This window comes from Gilvimarinus chinensis DSM 19667, from assembly GCF_000377745.1.
In the GTDB taxonomy this organism is placed as follows: domain Bacteria; phylum Pseudomonadota; class Gammaproteobacteria; order Pseudomonadales; family Cellvibrionaceae; genus Gilvimarinus; species Gilvimarinus chinensis.
Map to the genome: position 1 here is coordinate 157896 of NZ_KB898709.1, position 19753 is coordinate 177648.

The window sequence follows — 19753 nt, forward strand, 5'->3', positions numbered from 1 at the left end:
GCTACTCGGTGTCGGAAAGAGGCCGCACCACTCGAGTCACTCCAGCCTCCTGCAGGGTTTGATCGATTCTTGCCCGAACATCCGCCGCATCAGACAGCCCCATCACGTCATCAAGCAAGGCTTCGGCCTGCGGAAGATTAAGCGCACGAATGACCGACTTCACCTTGGGCAAGTTCGTTGCATTCATGGACAGAACGTCATAGCCCATCGCCAAAAGAATAATTGCAGCACCGGGATCCCCAGCGAGCTCCCCGCATATCCCCACACTGACCCCTTGCGAATGGCCATCCTGTACCACCTGCTGCAAAGCGCGTAACACGGCGGGGTGGAAGGCCTGGTACAAATCAGCAACCCTGGCGTTATTACGGTCAACCGCCAATAAATATTGAGTCAGGTCGTTACTGCCTACCGACAGAAAATCCACCCGAGCGGCGAGCTCTCGGGCCTGGTAAACAGCAGCCGGCACTTCGATCATCACCCCCAGCGGCGGCAGCTTAACATCATAATCCTCTTCCAATAGCTCATGATACGCGCGGTAGATAAGCGTTTTTGCTTCTTCTAATTCCTGCACGCCGCTGATCATTGGAAGTAGAATCCGCAAATTATCCAGACCACTGCTGGCCTTAATCATGGCGCGAATTTGCGCGAGAAATATCTCGGGATGATCCAGGGTCACCCGAATACCACGCCAACCCAAAAACGGGTTAGCCTCTTCGATGGGAAAGTAAGGTAAGGCCTTATCACCACCAATATCGAGTGTACGCATAGTGACAGTGTGCGGAGCAAAAGCTTCCAGCTGCTCGCGGTAGATAATGCGTTGCTCTTCCTCGGAAGGAAATCGATCGCGCAGTAAGAAGGGCACTTCGGTACGGTATAAACCCACCCCCTCAGCACCGCGCTCTAATGAGCGAACCACATCAGTCATCAGGCCCGTATTCACCCATAGCGGCAAACGGTACTTATCGAGCGTTTCACAGGGTAGGTCCTTCAGGGCTTCAAGCCCCTTGACCAACTCTTCCTCTTCACGGGCAATAGCACTGTAATGCTTGGTTAACTGCGGCCCAGGATCACTATAAACAGTCCCTTTATAGCCATCGACAATGACTGGGCGGCCATCCATACGTGTGTAGGGCAAGTCCACGGCCCCCATCACCGTAGGGATACCCATTGCCCTGGCCAAGATGGCAACGTGAGAGTTACTTGAGCCTTGTACCGAAATCAAACCCGCCAGCTTATGCTCAGGCACCTCCCCAAGCATAGAAGCAGTTAAATCATCGCCAATAAGAATTGTTTGGTCGGGGTAAACTTGACACTGTTGATTCGACTCCTGCAAATACGCCAGCACGCGGCGCCCCAAGTCGCGCACATCGGTGGCGCGCTCACGAAGATACGCATCGCTCATACTGGCGAACGTATTCTCATGCTCTAGAATCACCTCACTCCAGGCATAGGGAGCGCAGGTACCCTCTCGAATTTTTGCAATGACTTCGCCACCCAAAGAGGCATCGTCCAACATGGCAAGGTAGGCATCAAATAACGCCCGCTCTTCTCGGTTCAACCGCTCTTCGAGTTGCCGCCCCAGACCCTTGATGTCTTCACGCACCGCCATCAGGCAACGCTGGAAAAACTCTATTTCGGCATCGACATCATCGCAGGAGCGATAGGGTACAGACTTTAAATCCGCAAGAGGTGCTACGACGACCGCTTCACCGATAGCAATGCCCGGGGCGCCCGAGACACCGGAGAACTTCGCTTGCGCAGCAGTGTTACCAATAGCAACCATGGTGCCGGTAGCCTCGGCGTGAGCAATCACACCGGCCAACTGAGCCGACATAGTGACGAGGAAGGCTTCATCGCCTTCATCAAAGCGCCGTCGCTCAACTTGCTGCACCACTAACACCCCAAGCACCTGCCGATGGTGGATGATTGGCACACCGAGAAAAGAACTGTAGCGCTCTTCACCGGTTTCAGGAAAATATTGATAAGACGGGTGCGATTCAGCATCTTCAAGGTTGACGGGCTCTTCACGCGATACCACTCGCCCCACCAACCCCTCGCCACGGGCCAGCCTTACCTGCCCTACCGCCGCCTGCTGAAGACCTTCGGTGGCCATCAGCACATAATCACCGGCAGAATCGCGTAAATACACCGAGCACACCTGCGTGTGCATGGCCTGCTTAACCCGAGTGACAATAATGGCCAACGCCTTGTGCAGATCACGGGCGGAATTCACTTCCTGAACAATACTGCGCAAAGAATTAAGCATAGAGGCCATTAACCGTTTTCAACCCTTATCGCACCACCGGCTAACGCGCAGCGGTGCGCTCCAACTGGCAGTGTGTCGCTGCCAACTCTTTCAGCGCCCGGCGATAAACATCACGCTTGAACGCCACTACCTTACCCAAAGGGTACCAGTAGCTTACCCAGCGCCAGTCATCGAACTCTGCGCGCCCGCCGTTCTCCAGGCACACTTTATTTTCATCAGACTTTAGGCGTAATAAAAACCATTTTTGCTTCTGCCCTATACACACAGGCTGTGAATGCTGACGGATCAGGCGTTGAGGTAATCGGTATCTCAACCAGCCGCGGGTACAACCCAAGATATCCACATCATCCTCGGTTAACCCAACTTCTTCTCCCAGTTCGCGGTACAAGGCTTGCTCTGCGGTTTCTTGGGGATTGATCCCTCCCTGGGGAAATTGCCAGGCATCCTGACCACCTACGCGCCGGGCCCATAGTAATTGGCCCTGATCATTACTGAGCATAATTCCCACATTGGGGCGAAAGCCATCGGCATCTATCACGTTGAATTCCCGTTATATATTCTGTACTTAGCCTCGGTGTGGGGACACAGAGAAAACCCTCCGCATTGTTCCACAAAACCTACGGGCTCAGCAATTCGCTCTTTTATTAATATCTGCGAAGTGCAAAACACTATAGCAAATGTCGAGCATAAGACTGGCGAGCTTACCGGGCCGGCGCTATGCTACACACTTTTTTGCGGAGGCAGCCGTGGCACTGGCCATTTTCGACCTGGACAACACCCTTATTGCCGGCGACAGCGACCACTTATGGGGAGAGTTTCTTATATCAGAAAGACTGGTAGACGAAACCGAATACCGCCACCAAAACGATAAATTTTACGAAGACTACAAGGCCGCTCAACTTGATATTGACGCTTACCTTCGGTTCGCGCTCTCGCCTCTGCCTAGCCGCACCCTGGCCGAGTGGCGGGCGATCCATCAACGCTATCTTGAAAAGGCCATTAAGCCCATTCTGCTGCCCGCAGCCACCGAGCTGCTTCAAAAACACCGTGAGCGCGGCGACTATCTTCTTATTATTACTGCCACGAATGGCTTTATTACTCGCCCCATCGCCGAGTTACTTGGGGTGGATGAGATTCTTGCGACCGACCCCGAGATACATAATGGCTCGTATACCGGCGGTTATGTAGGTACACCCTGTTTTGCAGATGGCAAAGTCACCAACTTAAACCAATGGCTTAAGAACTCTGACCACACTTTACAAGGCAGCTACTTTTATAGCGACTCAATCAACGACCTGCCATTACTGAAGCAAGTCAGCTTCCCGGTCGCGGTTAACCCCGACGAGCCATTGCTCAACATTGCCTCAGAAAATCAGTGGCCCGTGCTGGATTTACGGAGTTAACCGCCTGTGCGCGTATTTTTTCTTCTTGCACTCATCGCAGTTTGTGCGGGTTGTAACAGACAGGAAGCACCCCCAGCACCCCCTGATGCCGCTGCCATCAAAGCATCGGGCGCTGAACACACGAGCACAGCCGCCACTGAGCTTGGTAATAAGCTTTGGCAAACGGCGGCCGAGAACTGGCACAGTAATCAGCAACTTTGCATAAGCCAGCAACAAGCTGTCAGCACACTTTTGCAAAGCCCTAGCGCGCAGACTCTGATGGACGCACAAGATACATGGCTCAAGCTCCAAGAAGGCATGCAGAAAAACTCTGCGGCAACGGCCTTCGCAATAGTCAGCCCAGACTTATTCGCAGAGTTAGACGCCCTGTTGCAACTCACTGAAAGCCAGCCCATCGCCCCGGGATTTATTGACGCCATCGTCGGCTATCCCTACAGCGGCCTGGTGCACGATTTCTCCACACCGATCAATCGCACAACCCTGCTTGAGCAACATCAGCTGACCGATGACAGCGAAGCCCTGCTCGGCATGTATGTTGTGGAGTTTTTATTATTCGGTGAAAAGGGCGAACGCCAAGCCACCGATTTTGTAGCTGAGCTGCAAGGTACCGACTCTCTAAGCGCTCAACAAAGACCGCACAACCGTAGACGGAACTTACTCAAGCTAACCTCGACACTTTTATGTGACCATATCAAAGCCGTAAAGACCAACTGGATAGACACAAGCTCAAACATCAGCCGTGCCTATTTCACTTTGCCTCCGTTAGGACAACTCATGCTATGGAGAGAGGCTATTGCGGCAAGGCTGGAAGATGCCGCACCGCAGGACTGCGCATTCGCCAAGCAGCAATGCCAGAACACAACCGCCACGCTGATCGGTCTAAACCGCTATCTAGAGGCTACGCTGCAAGCTGAAGCCGAACTTAGTACGAGCGATAAAACGCTCTATGACAGTATTGAGCTGCAACTGGCCAACATTAAGTCTGGCGCGCCCTTAGATACCGAGGCTTCGCTGGAGGTACTACGCAAAAACCCGGGCAAACACCGCCTTTAGGTAACACGTCTCGGCAATAGCCGGGTGAACAGGGTGATCTGCGCCCTGCCCCTGGCGCGCAATCACTCGTGCATCACGCCCTAATTTGCGAGCGCTGCCGCGTACAATGTCCATTAACGTGTCTTCCGCTAAATGCATTGAGCAAGAAGCAGACACCAATAAACCGCCGTCGTTGAGCAGCTTTAAGCCCAGCTCATTGATGTGCCGGTAGGCCGCCTCGCCCGCTTTTTGGTCTTTGCGTTTTTTGATAAACGCGGGTGGGTCCAATACGACGACATCGAATTTTTCACCGTTCGCGATCAGTTGCTTTAAGACATCAATCGCCTTACCGGTTTGCACACTGACTTTGTCCTCGACGTTATTCAGTGCGGCATTACGCATTACCTGATCGGTCGCGCTTTGCGATGCATCAACACAGACAACGTCGCGGGCCCCCGCAACAGCGGCTTCAATGCCCCAGCCGCCGATGTAGGAAAACACATCCAGAACGCGTTGCCCCTGCGCCCAGTTATTTAACAACGCACGCCCCATACGGTGATCGTAAAACCAACCGGTTTTCTGCCCGGTTTGTACGGGTGCCAAAAATCGCGCGCCGTTTTCTATCAGCTCTACCTCGGCGGGCACCTCACCGTGGACAACCTCGGTATAGCGTGCCAACCCTTCAAGCTCACGAGCACTGTGATCGTTGGCAAGCAACACCCCACGCGGACTCAGTAAGTCGACCAACGCCTGCACTAAAGGCTCTTTTAATTGTTCCATTCCGGCGCTGGCGATCTGCACCACCAGATAGTCACCAAACCTGTCCACCACCAAGCCTGGCAGCCAATCGCTGTCACCAAACACCAGCCGATAGTAAGGCTCGGCAAAAGCCGCTTGGCGCAACTGCAGCGCAAGCGCTAAACGATGGTAAAGCAGATCATAAGCCAGCGGCTGGGCGTCGCGACTGATAAGTCGGGCGCAAATCAAATTAGCTGGATTCACCTGCGCCACACCCAGCAATTGCTCTTTGGCACTGTACACCTGAACCTGGGTGCCGGACTCAAGCACCTTGAGCGGGGTGCGTTTTACATCCACTTCATTGCTGTAAATCCAAAGATGGCCACGTTTTAGACGGCGATCCATCTGTGGTTTTAGGTAAAGACTGGCTAATGACATGAAAAGCACTCCGGCGAAATGAACGGCATTATAGCGCAATGCCACGATCGGTCCTGAGCGCAACAACACGGCATTCTGAATGAACTTGTAAGCTGGCGGTTATTCTTCTGGCAGGTTATTTAAGGGCAAGCTGGTCTTATCACCAAAGGCTTGCATATCTTCTGCCGAGGCGCCATCGCGGCATTCACCACGAAGCCACTGCACATAATTACTGAGGCGATAGTCCAGCTTCAGAAATCCGTCACGACAATAACCGGTGGCTGCAACCACAAAGCCTGCCCGCGCTTTGAGCTTTTCGTAATCACGCTCACCTGGGGGACGGCTGGGCCCACGACGAATATTCGCCTTGCGATCCATTTCTGGGGTGAGGCCAACACGGTAGATAAACTGTTTGCTGGCGTTAGGCAGAATCCGCACACTCAGCGTTTCAGGCAAGTTACCGTAGGAAGGCGTACTGGAACAACCAGAAAGTAGCGCCGCCAGCACCAGCACACCGATGAAAATCTTTTTTATGCCTAGGTCATCCATACAACCGCCCGAGTATTTATTCAGGCGGTCTAGTCTATCGATGTGCCAGAATTAAGGCAAAACCACTTGGCGAACATTAGAGGGCGCAGACTCCCCGCTTTCATTGCGAGCAATCACCCGATAAAAATACATCTGCCCTGGCGTAAGGTCAGAGGTGTCTTTAAATATGGCCTGCTGCTGCGGGCGATACTCCTGCACACCATCTGAAACGTTATCGGCCACGACCTGCCAAGGACCATCTTGAGAAATGGCGCGCTCTACACGGTAGAAGCGACCCAGTGGCGCGCCCATAAAGTTAATGCGCTCACGCGGATCGACAATAGCGCGCAGTATAGGCGCCTCCGGGGCGGGTAACGCAGGCACCGCCTCCAGGCCCGCCATTTGTGCCTGGGCTTTGCGCACCAAGTCCACCACCGCTTGCTCTTCATTGGGCTCGCCCTCTGGAAAACCGGGCAGGTGATAGCTGTAATGGCCGGTATACTCTTTGTGCCAGTAGAAACCACCGTTGTGGCGATGCCCGCGGAACCCCCAAATAAAGGCACCCGCAGCACGTGCTCCTTTGTACTCGGCATGCACAGCCGCCTGCATAATGCTGTTTAATCCCTCGGCATCACGCAAACCAAACTCACCGATCAAATACACCTTCTGTGCGTTGATTTCCTGCAGGTCTTTATGCACCTGCTCGGGTGAATTATTGTTGTTGGTGGTGTAGAAATGGTTGGAAATAATGTCTACGTTCGGATCGGTCAGTGAGAACTGATTGATCTTTAAGTAGGTGCCATCAACCACCAAATGATTGTCATCCAGTGCTTTAATTAACGCAGCCGTCTTGCGCACGAAAGGCTCGGTAGATTCTTTCAGCTCGTTACCCGTCTCCCAGGCCAAAATCGCTTTTTCGTCGCGGTACTTGCGGCCGGTAATGGTGTTGGTACGGTTAATCACCTGGCGAATAACATGGTGATAAGCGGCGAAGGTTTTACTGTTGGTATCGTAAAAATCGTCAGCGGTTTCATCGTAAAATGCCGCCAGCTGTTCACGGCCACCCCACCATTTCCAGTGGTCGATAAACGGTAAAATCAAACGCAGGCCGTGTTTTTCCGACAGCGCGATCATACGGTCATAGTGCACCATGGCGGCTTCATTTAAGCGGGGCATACCGCCCTTATCTGCGGGCGCAAGAATGTGAGTCTCTCGGCCGCAGGCTTCATCGTAGGGAGTCTCTACCGACAGCACATACACACGCATCGCTTTGTGGCCACTTTTCACCAGCGCTTTAATCCAGTTTTCCTGCTCATCGGCCGTGGGCCAGCGAAAATACTGCCCCCAACCTCGCGGGTCGGCCTCGCAAACCCCACGCGCGTCATCCTCAATTCGGTGCAGCTCGGGGGCGTGAATTCCGGCAAAGCGAAATTCCTGATCCCCCTCCATTAAGCGGTGACCGTCACGGGTTATAAATTCGTCAAAGGCGAGGGCTTGAGCACAGAACAAAGACAGAGCAGAAAGGGAAAGACGCTGCAGTAAATTCATAGGGCACCAGTGTTTCTAAGCGAAAATAACGCATTCGTTGTTATGAGCGTTGTTATCAAAACGGGGCAAGCTTAGCAGCTTTTTATTAAAATGTAACCCGTTACACCGAGACTGGAGTATAGCTTACGGGGCGCGATAGCGGGCGACAAAACAACCCATTACCCACCCCGCTAATGGTTTACCGTTTATTTAACCCAAACCTGTTTAGCGTTGACGAATTCGCGAATACCGTGGGGGCCGAGTTCCCGGCCAAAACCTGAGCGTTTGACCCCACCGCTCGGCAGCCGGGGGTCTGTTTTGACAATACCGTTTATGGCCACCTGCCCAGTGTCGATTTGCTCTGCCCACTTTTCGGCCTTATCGACCTGAGCCGTCCAGATAGCAGCCCCCAAGCCGTACTCGGTTTGATTGGCAAGCGCCAGCGCTTCGTCAATATCGGCTACAGATGTCAATGCCATCACCGGGCCAAAGGTTTCCTCGCAAAACGCAGGCATTTCCGGGTGCACATCAGCAAGCAGTGTGGGGGGATAAAAATACCCTTCGCCCGCCGGCAGCTCTCCGCCCAACAGGCAGCTGGCGCCTTTGGCTATGGAATCGCTTACCTGGCGATGCAGGTTTTGCCGTAAGTCTTCGCGGGCAATTGGGCCAATGTCAGTATCGGTCAGCTGCGGATCGCCCATGGTCAGCTTCGCCAACCGCTCTTCCACCATCACAGTGAACTCGCTGTAAATGGACTTTTCCACCAATATGCGTTTTGCCGCAATACAGGACTGCCCGGCATTGATGATCCGCGATAAAACCGCCGTGTCAGCCGCGGCGGCCAAATCCGCATCGGCCAGCACGATACACGGGTCGGACCCACCCAGTTCTAACACGCAGTGCTTAATTTCACTGCCCGCGACAGAAGCCACTTTTGCGCCAGCATTCGCCGAGCCGGTAAAAGAAACCGCAGAGATATCGGGGTGCCGAATAGCAGCCTCGGCTAAGTCAGTAGCGATGGGCAAGTTCACCATAATATTTTCCGGCGCGCCGGCAGCGGCGAAAGCCTCGGCAATGGCTTGAGCACAAGCAGGCACATTCGGGTCATGCTTCATGACACAGGTGTTACCCACCATCAACGCCGGGGCTAAATACCGAAAAGCCAACCATAGCGGCGCATTCCACGGCAGAATGCCTAATAACGCACCAAGCGGCTGATAGCGAACGTAACTGCGGGATGCGTCCGACTCAATAACATCACTTTGCAAAAAGCGCTCGGCATTTTGCGCATAAAACTCAGCGCACCAAGCGGCCTTCTCAACCTCTGGCCCACCTTCTTTGATCGGCTTGCCCATCTCTTGCGCCATGAGTGTTGCCAGATGATCCTTGCGCTTGCGCAGTTCAGCAGCCACCGCATTAAGCACTTTAGCCCGGCCAGCAAAGCCCGTATCACGCCACGCGGGAAACGCCGCTTTTGCATCGGCAATACGTTGCGACATTTCCTGCTCGCTGAGCGATGGATACTCTGCAATTTTTTCTCCGGTATAAGGATTATTTGCCGTTAACATAATGCCTCCTAGGATTGACTTTCAACGTCTTCAGCCTGAGCCTGCTTGGCTTTTTTTTCTGCTTTGGCCGCCTTGCCCCGATGTTCATCCAGCTTGGCGATACCCGCGCCTTGATCAGCTTTCACGGTAAAATCTCTGTCCATGGTAAAGAAAGATTCACATCCCTCGGAGGTAATATGAATGGTGTCAGAAATGCCACAGGTTTTATCGCCATCCACACCCCACATCCAGGGAATAATATGAAAAGTCATGCCCTCTTTTAATACCGTGGACTCACCCTGCTTGAGACTGACCATATAGCCTTCGTCCCAACTGGGCGGAAATGCGATACCAATAGCATAGCCAGAGCGGGTAATTAAACGCGCGCCCACATCGTTATCAGAAATAATATTACGGATTAAATTATCGGCATCGGAAACCGTCATACCCGGTTGAAAATAATCGTGCACTACACTCAATGCCTGCTTCATTTTTTCCTGCGCTTTGTACATGGAGTCCGTTAAATCACCGAGCACCACCGTGCGCATCATGGCAGTATGGTAGCGCCGATAACAACCGCCCACCTCAAGAAACACATGTTCGCCAGGCTGCACGGTACGTCCTTCCCAGGTCGCATGGCCAATCATGGTGCGCGGCCCTGAGGTCACGTAAGGCATGACCGCTGGTGGCTCACCGCCGGCGCGAAACATACCGGCACTGATGGCCGCGCCAATTTCATTTTCGGTAGCGCCCGCCATGCATGCCTCAATGCCAGCTTGCATCCCTTTTTCAGTAGCCACAGCGGCTTTGCGCATAATGTCGATCTCAAGCGGAGATTTTTGTATGCGTCCTTCCTCTACAATACCGAAACAATCCAGCAGCTTACCTTCGGTTAAGGTTGTGTGAATAAAGTCTTGCTGATAGGCAGGAAAGAAATAGCTATTACGCTCGTAACCGATACGCTTATTAGAAAGACCAAACTCGCGCAATGCGTCAACCAGCATTTGAATGGCGCCACCGGTGTCCGGATACGGACGCGTGCGCTCCACCCAGGTGCGGGCAAAAATATTGGACTCTTCCATGGCCCGCGTAATCATAAAAGGCTCTTGTTCCAGCGGCACCACCAATGCCTGAAAAAACGAATAACCAGTGGTTTGATAATCCGTTAGATACATAATGTTTTCAGGGTCGGTAATCACCACGGCGTCCAGATGGCGCTCAGCAATGCGGGTGCGTAGCTCGCCCAAACGGCGCTCGTATTCCTCAAAGGGAAACGTCATATCATCGCGTTGAATCATTAGGCGGCCTCCATCACTTTTTGCGTATGGTGAATCAGGGTTTTCAACCCTTCCTCTAAGTCGCTATCGGGTATGGTTAGCGGCGGTATTAACTTCACCACTCGGCCACCAGAGCCACAGGCAGACACCAACAAGCCATCGGCAAAGCAAGCGCTGACAATTTCTTTAGCACGCTCACCCGAACCGACATCAAGCCCGTAAATCATGCCCTTGCCTCGAACCTGAACATCCGCAAAGGTTTTTTCCAAAGGCGCAATCATCGAGAGCATTTTCTCGCCTTTGCTCACCACCTCTTGCAAAAAATTCTCGTCTTCGAAATAACTGATCGCTTCGGTACCCGCCACAAAACTCAAACCTTGGCCGCGAAACGTGCCCGTGTGCTCACCAGGCTTCCAATGTTTATCCACCTCGGGCTTCACCAAATTTAACGCCAAGGGTGTGCCCCAGCCGCCGATGCCTTTTGCCAGGCAAATAACGTCTGGATCTATATCGCAATCGTCAAAACTGAAGAATGAACCCGTACGACCACACCCCACTTGAATATCGTCTACGATCAATAACGCACCCACTTCTTTCGCCAGTGCCTGTAGATCTTGCAGCCACTGCTTATCGGCCACATTCACGCCGCCCTCTGCTTGAATGGTTTCGACCAAAAAAGCCGCCGGAGGTAAAATTCCACTGGAGCCGTCTTTATAAAGTGCGCGCAGCTCATCAATCACGGTTTTGCCATCACTCAATGGATTATCGCTGGTGTGTTTGTCAGCGCCAAAAGCAAAGTGCGACACATGATTAAGCGGTACGCCCGCCGCGCCACGAAACGCTTGGTTCGCCGTGCAGGCAAGTGCACCCAAGGTCATACCGTGAAAACCGTGAGTAAACGCAACAATTTCAGTGCGCCCGGTTGCGCGGCGTGCAATTTTTAACGCAGCCTCAACGGCATTGGTTCCGGTGGGCCCCATAAATTGCATTTTGTGCGGCATATTGCGCGGCTCTAACACCACGCGGGTAAACGCCTGCATAAACTTTTCTTTGGCTGTACTGTGCATATCCAAATGATGAGTCACACCGTCGTTTTGAATGTAATCAATCACCGCTTTTTTCATTCGCTCATTGTTGTGCCCGAAATTAAGCACACCAGCACCAGCAAAAAAATCAATGTATTCTTTGCCATCGCTGTCCGTTTGCCTGGCGTTACTCGCGGTATCGAAAATCACCGGATAAACGCGGCAGTAACCACGAATTTCTGATTCACGCTGTTCGAAAATACTCATAACTTTCTCCTTAGTCACGCGGGTAGCGTTAGCTGTATTTTGCTGTCGTTAATCGGGCAGTGGAGCGCCTACTAGTTGACTGTAAAGTCGGGTTACAGGCTCTAGCAGTCGGTCATTAAAATCGTAGTAAGGACTGTGACAGGGGTGGTGATGAGCATTACCATCATCAGCCCCAATCAAAGCGAAGGCACCGGGTATCTCGCGCAGGTAATAGCTGAAATCTTCCGAGGCCATAATGGGCACGCGGCTTAAACTGTCGAGAGCGTCGGTGCCGTAAAGCTGCGCCCAGGCGCTGCGCATAGCCGCGGCAGGCTCGGCATGATTTATCGTCACGTGGTAACGCGGGAAAATATTGACTTCACACTCAACGCCGTAACTGGCCGACACCTGCGAGCTAATACTTTGAATAAGCTGGTTGACTTGATCGCGCGCAATTTCATCCGAAACGCGAATGCTGCCCCCAATCGTCGCCTTGGCGGGAATAACGGTTGCCGCGCTGGGTGCGTTGATGGACGTAACACTGACTACGGTAGCCTGTTGCGGTGCCAAGCGGCGGCTGACAATTTGTTGCAGTGCTTGTACAACCGCGCTTGCAGCGAGCACCGGATCGCGGCAAAGCTCTGGCTGACTGGCGTGGCCGCCCACGCCGTGTAGCTCAATTTCAAACGTGCCATTACCGCACATGACAATACCGTCGGGGCAAAGCAATTTGCCAAATTCGATCGCCGGCCAATTGTGCCAGCCGTAAATACGGCTTACCCCTTCCAACGCGCCGTCGTTAATCATTTCGCGGGCGCCATGGCCACCCTCTTCGGCGGGCTGAAAGATCAGTGTTACGGGGCCGGGCAATCTCGCTTCAACGCGTTTAAGCCACGCCGCGCTGGCCAGTAAGGCGGCCGTGTGGCCGTCGTGCCCACAAGCATGCATACAACCGGGCTGACTCGACTGCCAAGGTTTATCCGTTTGCTCAAGGATGGGAAGCGCATCGATATCACCACGCAGTGCAAGGTGTTCACCTTTGCCATCCGGGTTTAGTCTGGCCAAGGTGCCTGTTTTTGCACAAGCACTCCAGGGAATAGATAGCTTGTCTAGCTGCTGGCGAATGGTTTTCGCCGTACTCACTTCTTGCCAGCCAAGCTCGGGTTGGCTGTGAAGTTGCCGACGTATGCGCTGCGCCTCACTCATCAGTTGCTGCCAGTACTGCGTCATAAGCCCTCAAGTAAAACAAGGAATAGGTATCAGTGATTTCTCTCTGATACTAGACGCTACGCAAGGGTTGTTCCAATGAGTAAATCGAGGGTTTACAACACTTAAGATCACAAAAATAGAGCAAAGAGAAGGCAAACCGAAAAAATGCGCCCCGAAAAAGCGCAAACCGTGCAGGAATTTGAAAAATTCACAGAGTGGGCTCTCTATTTTTCTTGAATCTAGCCTTTGTAAAAAGCATAAGCCTTGTGACCGCATCGAAACGACTTTGCGACATTTTTGTGAAATTTGGGGGGCTATTTTATTCACCCCGTATTTAATTTCCCCGCAGGCCTTTTGCCAGCACTCATTCACGGTTTTACCACAGTTAACAGCCACTACCGACTTACAGTACCGTTCAATCGCTTGGCGCTATACCTTTATACTCGCGCCGCCCAAGCTCATCTGGGTCTAGGGGCCAATATAACGTATGATAGCTCGCGATTTAGAGTCAGTAACGCATACCGGAGTCCCCCCATTATGTCTATTAAACCGCAGCCCAGACCCCATTTATGGGTTTGGTTTTTATGGCTTGCTCTATTTTATGTAGCCTGGGTGTGGTTAATTCAGGAGGACGGTGCCTGGGAAGCAGCCAAGGCCCACTGGCCCATTGCCCTCGCTATGGCGATAGGAAGCTACGCGGCAGGCTCCACGCCTATGGGAGGGGGCACAGTAGGGTTTCCGGTGCTGGTTCTGTTTTTCGATCTGCCCGCGAGCCTGGGGCGTGACTTCAGCTTTGCGGTGCAGTCGGTCGGCATGGTTAGCGCCAGCATTTTCATTTTTGCACGGCGCCAACCGCTCGCTTGGTCTTTGCTTAAGGGGGCCACCGCAGGTGCCCTCATCGGCACACCAATAGGGATTTTTTTTCTCGCCCCCCTGTTTGCGGACTTATGGATAAAAGTCGCTTTTGCTGTGCTCTGGGGTAGCTTTGGGCTGCTCCATCTCTACCGGATCGGTGAAATTGCCAGTCATACAGGCATGACCGATTTTGACGAAACCTGGGATTTAAAAGTCGGTTTTAGTTTAGGGCTTACCGCCAGCGCACTGGCCGTTGCAGTAACCGGCGTGGGTATTGATATGGTGATTTATGCCGCTTTGGTACTGCTGTGCCGCGCGGATTTAAAGATCGCCATTCCCACATCGGTTGTCATTATGGCCTTTAACTCGGTATACGGAGTGATTCTAAAAAGCGCCACTGACAGCTGGCAACCGGGTGTTTACGACAACTGGCTAGCCGCTGCACCGGTGGTAGCACTTGGCGCCCCCTTGGGCGTATTTATTGTGGATTTGATTGGCCGCAAACCGACGTTATTGGTCGTCGCTACTTTATGTGTTGGGCAGTTCATCTGGACTTGCTTCGCAGAACAAGAAGCGCTAGGCGTTTGGGGAATTGGGGCGGCAATTGCCGCTGTACTATTATGTTTAGCTGGCTTCGAAAAACTGCGCAGCTGGGGTATCAAACTTGTAACAGCGGCACAAATAAAGGCGCACACCGATCGTTAATCGGTGTGCGCCGCATTTAAAAACGGCTACTGCTCAGCAATACCTTATCTCCAGTTACTGTATCGACCACTTGCAGCCTCTGGTAATAATCATCGCCGCCAACCACATACACCAGGCCGCTTTCACTTTGAAATACCATATCCTTGGAAGCGGCTCCGCGCGGGTCAACATCTTCAACTAACACGCTACGCTCGCCAGTAGCTAAATCTACAGCGGTAATATCATCCGCTGTACTGGTTAGAACAAAAGCACGATTGTTAGGAGTATCGACGTCCAAAGCGACTGATGTTTCAAGCGGCTTGGGGCCGAACGATACAGAGTCCCCCGGCGACAAAATTTCTGCATAAGCGGGCAACTGAGTCACATCAATCCCCAGCAGATCGACCGCACTGGAAAGACTTTGTGTCGCCAGCAGACGCTGCCTATTTTCATCCCATGAAACATGAGTAGGGGTAGTCACAGGCTCACCCGGCGTAGAGGCATCAGAGACCAGCTGCGTTTCCTGCGTGTCCAACTGAAGCCTTACCACACGTCCGGCATACTCATCTGCGATGTAGAGATTTCTGTCTGAGTGTAAGTACAACCCCTGTGGCCCCACCAGCGCATTCTCATCATTAAGGGTTAAATGCAGTGGCTGTCGTTGACCATTTGCCCGTGACACAGTAACCAGCTTCCCCTGAATTTCCGTAAAGGTTTCTCCTGTGTCCGGGTCTTGTGTCTCCGTCTCGGACCAGCCGCTCAAATAAAACAGCTCTTGTTCAGCGTCATAAATAATATCGGTAAACGTTGTTGCCGTATCGCCCTCAGCCACGTCAGAAAAATCTGTAATATTGGCTGAGCGATACCCGCTGGCCAAGTCGATCGAAATGAGCTTGAGATCCGACGCCTGTGTACCGCTGGCCAACACCCACGCCTCTGCCCCGTTCGGAGCAAGTACCATTGCGGTGGTTTGCACCCACAGCTCTCCACCGCCAGCACGCGCAGATGGCGACAATGCAAGAACCGATTCGGAATAACCTACACGGCCCATATTGTCGTACGCAGACACCATAAGCCGAGCGCTGGCAGCACCTTCTGGCAACATAACATCGCTGGCGCGCCAATGACCGTCGGCACCAAGTGTTGCCTCTACTGGCGTCACACCAGCATCAACGGTTACTTTTGTCAGCTCAGATTCATCGGCAACCGACACTTTGCCAAATACATCAATGTCGGTAGAGGAGTAGGCACCCTGCGCAGGAGGAAACTCAAGATTTACCACTGGGACATCCGCGCTCGTGGCGACAATTGTAACGGTATCGCTTGCAGCGGCTCCTTCATCATCCTCTACCCGCAAGCTAAAACGAAAGCGCTGCTCCTGCTCCGAATCTGGCACCTCAAAGCGCGCCGTTTTTTCATTCGCAGCCTCTAACTGCACCGCAGGACCGTCCACCTGCTGCCACTGATAATGAACAATTTCTCCATCGGGGTCATAAGCCGTTGCCCCCAAAGTTACGCTCGCCCGGTCCGATACCGTACGCAGATTCCCCGCGTTTACAATCGGCGTCTGGTTTACGCGATTAATAGTGACACTCATAGTGTCAGAACTTTCTGCACCTTGATCATCGCCTACCGTTAAGCGAAATTGCATTACCGCCGTGGAGTCCACGCCCGTATTTGGCGCGACAAATCGATAATGTCCGGAGCCCTGGTCAACTATTGACAATGGCGCACGCGGACCTGACACCTGCTCCCAAACCAATGAGGTAACGTCACCATCCACATCTCGGGCGTCGGCCATTAAATCAACCGTGTCGCCAGCAGCTACCGTTTGATCAGCACCGGCGTCGACTACGGGTGCCGTGTTTTCACCCATCGAACTCGAAGAAGATGAGGACGCACTACTTTCCTCCGAACTGCTGGAACTACTAATAACAGAACTGCTCGAGGATGAGGCAATTGAGTTCGATGAATCATCGCTGTCACTACCGCAGGCCGATAATCCCAAGGCCAATACGCATGTCGCCAGCAACGTCCGTTTTGATAAAGGGTGGTGTACATTACTCATACGCGTTTTCCGTTTTGCTTGTATTGTGCGGGCTAAAGCAGAAACCATACCAAAGGAAATAACCCTTTACTTTCAATAACCTACACATAAAACCATGGATTTCACAAGCACAAGAAAACGTAAATTTCGCGCATTTTGAAAAACTGACAAGAACCAATAGCGGCCATCAATATTTCAATAACAGACAAAAGCCTCGGGAGATCACCATGAACTTACGTCAGCTCAGCTTTTTAACTCTGACATTCAGCCTAGCCAGTGTGCAGGCAGAAACCTTACATAAACCCAGCAAAAGCATCGAGTGGCCCCAGAACCAGCGCGCCGCTGTCAGTCTCTCTTACGACGATGCCCTCAACAGCCAACTGGACAATGCTATTCCAGCCCTAAACCACTACAACTTGCGCGGCTCGTTTTATTTGACCCTCGCCTCAGAGGTTATCCCAAACCGTCTGCCACTATGGCGCTCGGCCGCGGCCGATGGGCACGAGCTAGGCAATCACACGCTTTACCACCCCTGCAGTAAATCTCAGCTAGGCACAGACTGGGTAAAACCCTACAACAATATGGATGAAAGAACCCGTGAGCAAATGCGTGACGAGGTGATACTCGCCAACAGTTTTTTGCACGCGATAGACGGCCAGAGCAAGCGCACGTTTACCCCGCCATGCGGTCATACGCAAACCTCAGACGGTGATTATTTAAACAGCGTCAGCGATTTATTTATCGCCATCAAAGGCGCTGAAGAAAATCTACCTGAGGGCTTTAGCTCATTCGTTTTACCGCACGGCCAAAGTGGAGACGAATTAATCGAGTGGGTAAAAAACGAAGCCGCCGACGGCGGTCTGATACAAATTATTTTTCACGGTATTGGCGGGGACCATTTATCCGTAAGTGCTCAAGCGCACCGCGAACTACTGGAATTTTTAAGCAATAATCGAGAAACTTACTGGACCAACACCTACCGCAACATCATGACGCATGTGAATCAACAGCCATAAAAAAGCCCGGCCTAGGCCGGGCAAATAGTTCAGCTATGATTAAACTTGTTCCGGTGCAGCCTTCTCTGACTTAGCACCCCAGCGCGTTATTTTATGCCCCTTAACCGCGTAGAAAAGAATGTAGAGGTAAGCAGGAATCGACACTGCATAAGCCAGCTGGCCGTCGCCTGTGTCCGCAAAATGTCCGTAAATAGGCGGCAATACCGCGCCACCGGCAATCCCCATAATCAATAGGGCTGCACCTTTTGAGGTGTACTTACCCAGCCCTTGTAAAGACAGCGGCCAAATGGCAGGCCAGCACATGGCGTTGGCAAAACCAAGCAAGGCAACAAAATAAACCGCGTTGGGAATTTCAGGCATTCCAAACAAGCTCAAGGTGGCCGATGACATGGCCGTACTCTGCAATGAGCCTGTCATTACACAAGCGGTAAAAATCACCCCCAAAATGGCGGACATCATCAACGCTGCCTGCTGACTGATAAAACGCGGGATAGCAACCACACCAACCACATAGCCAATCACCATGAATATCATGGTAAAAGAAGTCAGCATTGAAGCGACTGAGCCATCCAAACCGGCCTGCTTACCCAGTAAGCCAATGGCATCACCGGCAATAACCTCAACTCCTACATAGAAAAACAGAGCTAAAGCGCCGAGCACCAGATGAGGAAACTGAAACACACCTGACAAGCGAATGTCGCCATCTTCCTGACCGTCAAGAACCTCATCCTCAATATCGGGAATAGGAGCAAAAATCATAGCCGCCCCCAGCACCGCCAACACAATGGCCATGCCGATATAAGGGTTTACAAGCTGGCCGGCAAGCTCGTTTAACTTAATGTCGCGCGCAGCTTCCGACAGTACCGCCAGCTCCGCTTCGGACACGCCCGTAATACCGGATAAAACCAGCGCCGAAAATACGATGGGGGCAACCACGCCTGCCCCCTTATTCAAAAGCCCCATAATACAAATGCGTACAGCGGCCGACTCGGGTGGCCCCAATTTCACGACATAGGGGTTTGACGCCGTTTGCAGAATGGTCAGACCCGAACCCACCACAAACTGCGCTAACAAGAAAATAGAAAAGTCACGGCCATAAGCGGCGGGAATAAAAATTAACGCACCTACCGCCGTAATAAAAAGCCCCACAGCCATACCATTTTTATAGCCAGTGCGCTCAATGATGTAAGCCATCGGCAATGCCATAAACGTGTAAGCAGCGTAGAAAGCCGAGGCCACCAGCATCGCCTCAAAGGCGCTCAAATCACAAATGGTTTGCAAAAACGGAATCAGCGCCCCATTCAGCCAGGTGACAAAGCCAAAGATAAAAAACAAACCGGCGATGATCGCCATCGGAATGACTACACTGCCAGAGGCCTGCGTCGATTTTTGTTCAGTCATAATGAATACCCATTTAGCGCCTTAGCCAGAGTTGTTATTTATTGTGGTTATAGATACCAGCACAGCTACTGTACTGCCTGATAAGTATACCTATGAGTTGGACATTAACCGCTCAAGACAACGTTGTCAATTTTAATTATAGAGCAAACCCAAAGTTCATCTGAACCGAGGTTCAACCTTTAATCATCCAACAATCGGCCAGCCACAATCAGGGCTAGGCGCCTTCGCAGGGCCCGAGGAAAACCGGCGAACGAAGCAGACGCTTTAAACAGCTGCACTGCCCGAAGGGCGAGTGCGCCATGGACAAGGTGAAATGCGCAGTAAGGGAAGGCAGCCTGGGCTGAAGCTCTCGTCAATCGAACCACCGACAAAAAGCTGGTTCGATTTCGCACGTACTCAACTGCAGATACAAAAAAGGCCCGATCCGAAGACCGAGCCTTTTCGTTGGTATGGTGCCCAGAGGCGGAATCGAACCACCGACACGAGGATTTTCAATCCACTGCTCTACCGACTGAGCTATCTGGGCAATTCTTGT

15 protein-coding genes and 1 tRNA gene are annotated in these 19753 nt (G+C 52.4%); 4 read left to right on the forward strand and 12 right to left on the reverse strand.

Annotated elements, in window-relative coordinates:
- Window position 1: 1 nt before the first annotated feature.
- Together ptsP and D568_RS0112230 are read right to left on the reverse strand one after the other, a co-directional pair.
- Entirely contained in the window at window positions 2-2266 is a 2265-nt protein-coding gene (gene ptsP / locus D568_RS0112225) for a phosphoenolpyruvate--protein phosphotransferase (protein WP_026287026.1), read from the reverse strand.
- A 40-nt stretch (window positions 2267-2306) separates the two neighbouring features.
- Window positions 2307-2804 carry an RNA pyrophosphohydrolase gene (locus D568_RS0112230; RefSeq protein ID WP_020209894.1) on the reverse strand — a complete coding sequence of 166 codons (498 nt, stop codon included), beginning with the start codon at window positions 2802-2804 and terminating at the stop codon, window positions 2307-2309.
- 208 nt (window positions 2805-3012) lie between these two features.
- On the opposite strand from D568_RS0112230, the gene D568_RS0112235 reads away from it, so the two are divergent.
- Entirely contained in the window at window positions 3013-3669 is a 657-nt protein-coding gene (locus tag D568_RS0112235) for a histidinol-phosphatase (protein WP_020209895.1), read from the forward strand.
- Window positions 3670-3675: 6 nt separating this feature from the next.
- Window positions 3676-4722 carry an imelysin family protein gene (locus tag D568_RS0112240; protein WP_020209896.1) on the forward strand — a complete coding sequence of 349 codons (1047 nt, stop codon included), beginning with the start codon at window positions 3676-3678 and terminating at the stop codon, window positions 4720-4722.
- Here D568_RS0112240 and D568_RS0112245 read toward each other — a convergent pair.
- The 7 genes from D568_RS0112245 to doeB2 all read right to left on the reverse strand — a co-directional run bounded on the left by D568_RS0112245 (window position 4690) and on the right by doeB2 (window position 13236).
- Window positions 4690-5877 carry a class I SAM-dependent rRNA methyltransferase gene (locus D568_RS0112245; protein ID WP_020209897.1) on the reverse strand — a complete coding sequence of 396 codons (1188 nt, stop codon included), beginning with the start codon at window positions 5875-5877 and terminating at the stop codon, window positions 4690-4692. The two genes, D568_RS0112240 and D568_RS0112245, sit on opposite strands and share 33 nt — an antisense overlap.
- Before the next feature lie 99 nt (window positions 5878-5976).
- Complete coding sequence (locus D568_RS0112250) at window positions 5977-6405, reverse strand: hypothetical protein (protein ID WP_020209898.1); 429 nt, start codon at window positions 6403-6405, stop codon at window positions 5977-5979.
- A 51-nt stretch (window positions 6406-6456) separates the two neighbouring features.
- The gene (locus tag D568_RS0112255; protein ID WP_020209899.1) at window positions 6457-7932 is read right to left on the reverse strand and encodes a glycoside hydrolase 5 family protein; all 1476 of its coding nucleotides are present in this window, start codon (window positions 7930-7932) and stop codon (window positions 6457-6459) included.
- A gap of 185 nt (window positions 7933-8117) precedes the next feature.
- Window positions 8118-9479 (reverse strand): NAD-dependent succinate-semialdehyde dehydrogenase, encoded by a 1362-nt coding sequence (locus tag D568_RS0112260; RefSeq protein ID WP_020209900.1) that lies wholly within the window; start codon window positions 9477-9479, stop codon window positions 8118-8120.
- An 8-nt stretch (window positions 9480-9487) separates the two neighbouring features.
- Window positions 9488-10756, reverse strand: coding sequence for an ectoine hydrolase (doeA, locus tag D568_RS0112265; RefSeq protein ID WP_020209901.1), 1269 nt, complete (start codon window positions 10754-10756; stop codon window positions 9488-9490).
- A complete protein-coding gene (locus D568_RS0112270; protein ID WP_020209902.1) occupies window positions 10756-12027 on the reverse strand; it encodes an aspartate aminotransferase family protein in 1272 nt (423 codons plus the stop codon). Before D568_RS0112270 ends, doeA begins: the two co-directional genes overlap by 1 nt.
- A 48-nt stretch (window positions 12028-12075) precedes the next feature.
- Window positions 12076-13236, reverse strand: a complete 1161-nt coding sequence (gene doeB2 / locus D568_RS0112275; RefSeq protein WP_020209903.1) for a N(2)-acetyl-L-2,4-diaminobutanoate deacetylase DoeB2 — start codon at window positions 13234-13236, stop codon at window positions 12076-12078.
- A gap of 516 nt (window positions 13237-13752) precedes the next feature.
- On the opposite strand from doeB2, the gene D568_RS0112280 reads away from it, so the two are divergent.
- Complete coding sequence (locus D568_RS0112280) at window positions 13753-14775, forward strand: sulfite exporter TauE/SafE family protein (protein ID WP_020209904.1); 1023 nt, start codon at window positions 13753-13755, stop codon at window positions 14773-14775.
- A 16-nt stretch (window positions 14776-14791) separates the two neighbouring features.
- Here D568_RS0112280 and D568_RS0112285 read toward each other — a convergent pair whose 3' ends face one another.
- Entirely contained in the window at window positions 14792-16822 is a 2031-nt protein-coding gene (locus D568_RS0112285) for a PKD domain-containing protein (protein WP_211211686.1), read from the reverse strand.
- Window positions 16823-17028: 206 nt separating this feature from the next.
- On the opposite strand from D568_RS0112285, the gene D568_RS0112295 reads away from it, so the two are divergent.
- Window positions 17029-17817 (forward strand): polysaccharide deacetylase family protein, encoded by a 789-nt coding sequence (locus D568_RS0112295; RefSeq protein ID WP_020209907.1) that lies wholly within the window; start codon window positions 17029-17031, stop codon window positions 17815-17817.
- A gap of 39 nt (window positions 17818-17856) precedes the next feature.
- On the opposite strand, the gene D568_RS0112300 is transcribed toward D568_RS0112295, so the two are convergent.
- Entirely contained in the window at window positions 17857-19218 is a 1362-nt protein-coding gene (locus D568_RS0112300; RefSeq protein ID WP_020209908.1) for a sugar MFS transporter, read from the reverse strand.
- Between the two features lie 450 nt (window positions 19219-19668).
- Window positions 19669-19744, reverse strand: a tRNA-Phe gene (locus D568_RS0112305).
- Window positions 19745-19753 lie beyond the last annotated feature (9 nt).

Coding starts and splice junctions, on each gene's coding strand:
- ptsP (WP_026287026.1), bottom strand. CDS start 2,266: ATGCTTAATTCTTTGCGCAGTATTGTTCAGGAAGTGAATTCCGCCCGT.
- D568_RS0112245 (WP_020209897.1), bottom strand. CDS start 5,877: ATGTCATTAGCCAGTCTTTACCTAAAACCACAGATGGATCGCCGTCTA.
- D568_RS0112250 (WP_020209898.1), bottom strand. CDS start 6,405: ATGGATGACCTAGGCATAAAAAAGATTTTCATCGGTGTGCTGGTGCTG.
- D568_RS0112255 (WP_020209899.1), bottom strand. CDS start 7,932: ATGAATTTACTGCAGCGTCTTTCCCTTTCTGCTCTGTCTTTGTTCTGT.
- D568_RS0112260 (WP_020209900.1), bottom strand. CDS start 9,479: ATGTTAACGGCAAATAATCCTTATACCGGAGAAAAAATTGCAGAGTAT.
- doeA (WP_020209901.1), bottom strand. CDS start 10,756: ATGATTCAACGCGATGATATGACGTTTCCCTTTGAGGAATACGAGCGC.
- D568_RS0112270 (WP_020209902.1), bottom strand. CDS start 12,027: ATGAGTATTTTCGAACAGCGTGAATCAGAAATTCGTGGTTACTGCCGC.
- doeB2 (WP_020209903.1), bottom strand. CDS start 13,236: ATGACGCAGTACTGGCAGCAACTGATGAGTGAGGCGCAGCGCATACGT.
- D568_RS0112280 (WP_020209904.1), top strand. CDS start 13,753: ATGTCTATTAAACCGCAGCCCAGACCCCATTTATGGGTTTGGTTTTTA.
- D568_RS0112285 (WP_211211686.1), bottom strand. CDS start 16,822: ATGAGTAATGTACACCACCCTTTATCAAAACGGACGTTGCTGGCGACA.
- D568_RS0112295 (WP_020209907.1), top strand. CDS start 17,029: ATGAACTTACGTCAGCTCAGCTTTTTAACTCTGACATTCAGCCTAGCC.
- D568_RS0112300 (WP_020209908.1), bottom strand. CDS start 19,218: ATGACTGAACAAAAATCGACGCAGGCCTCTGGCAGTGTAGTCATTCCG.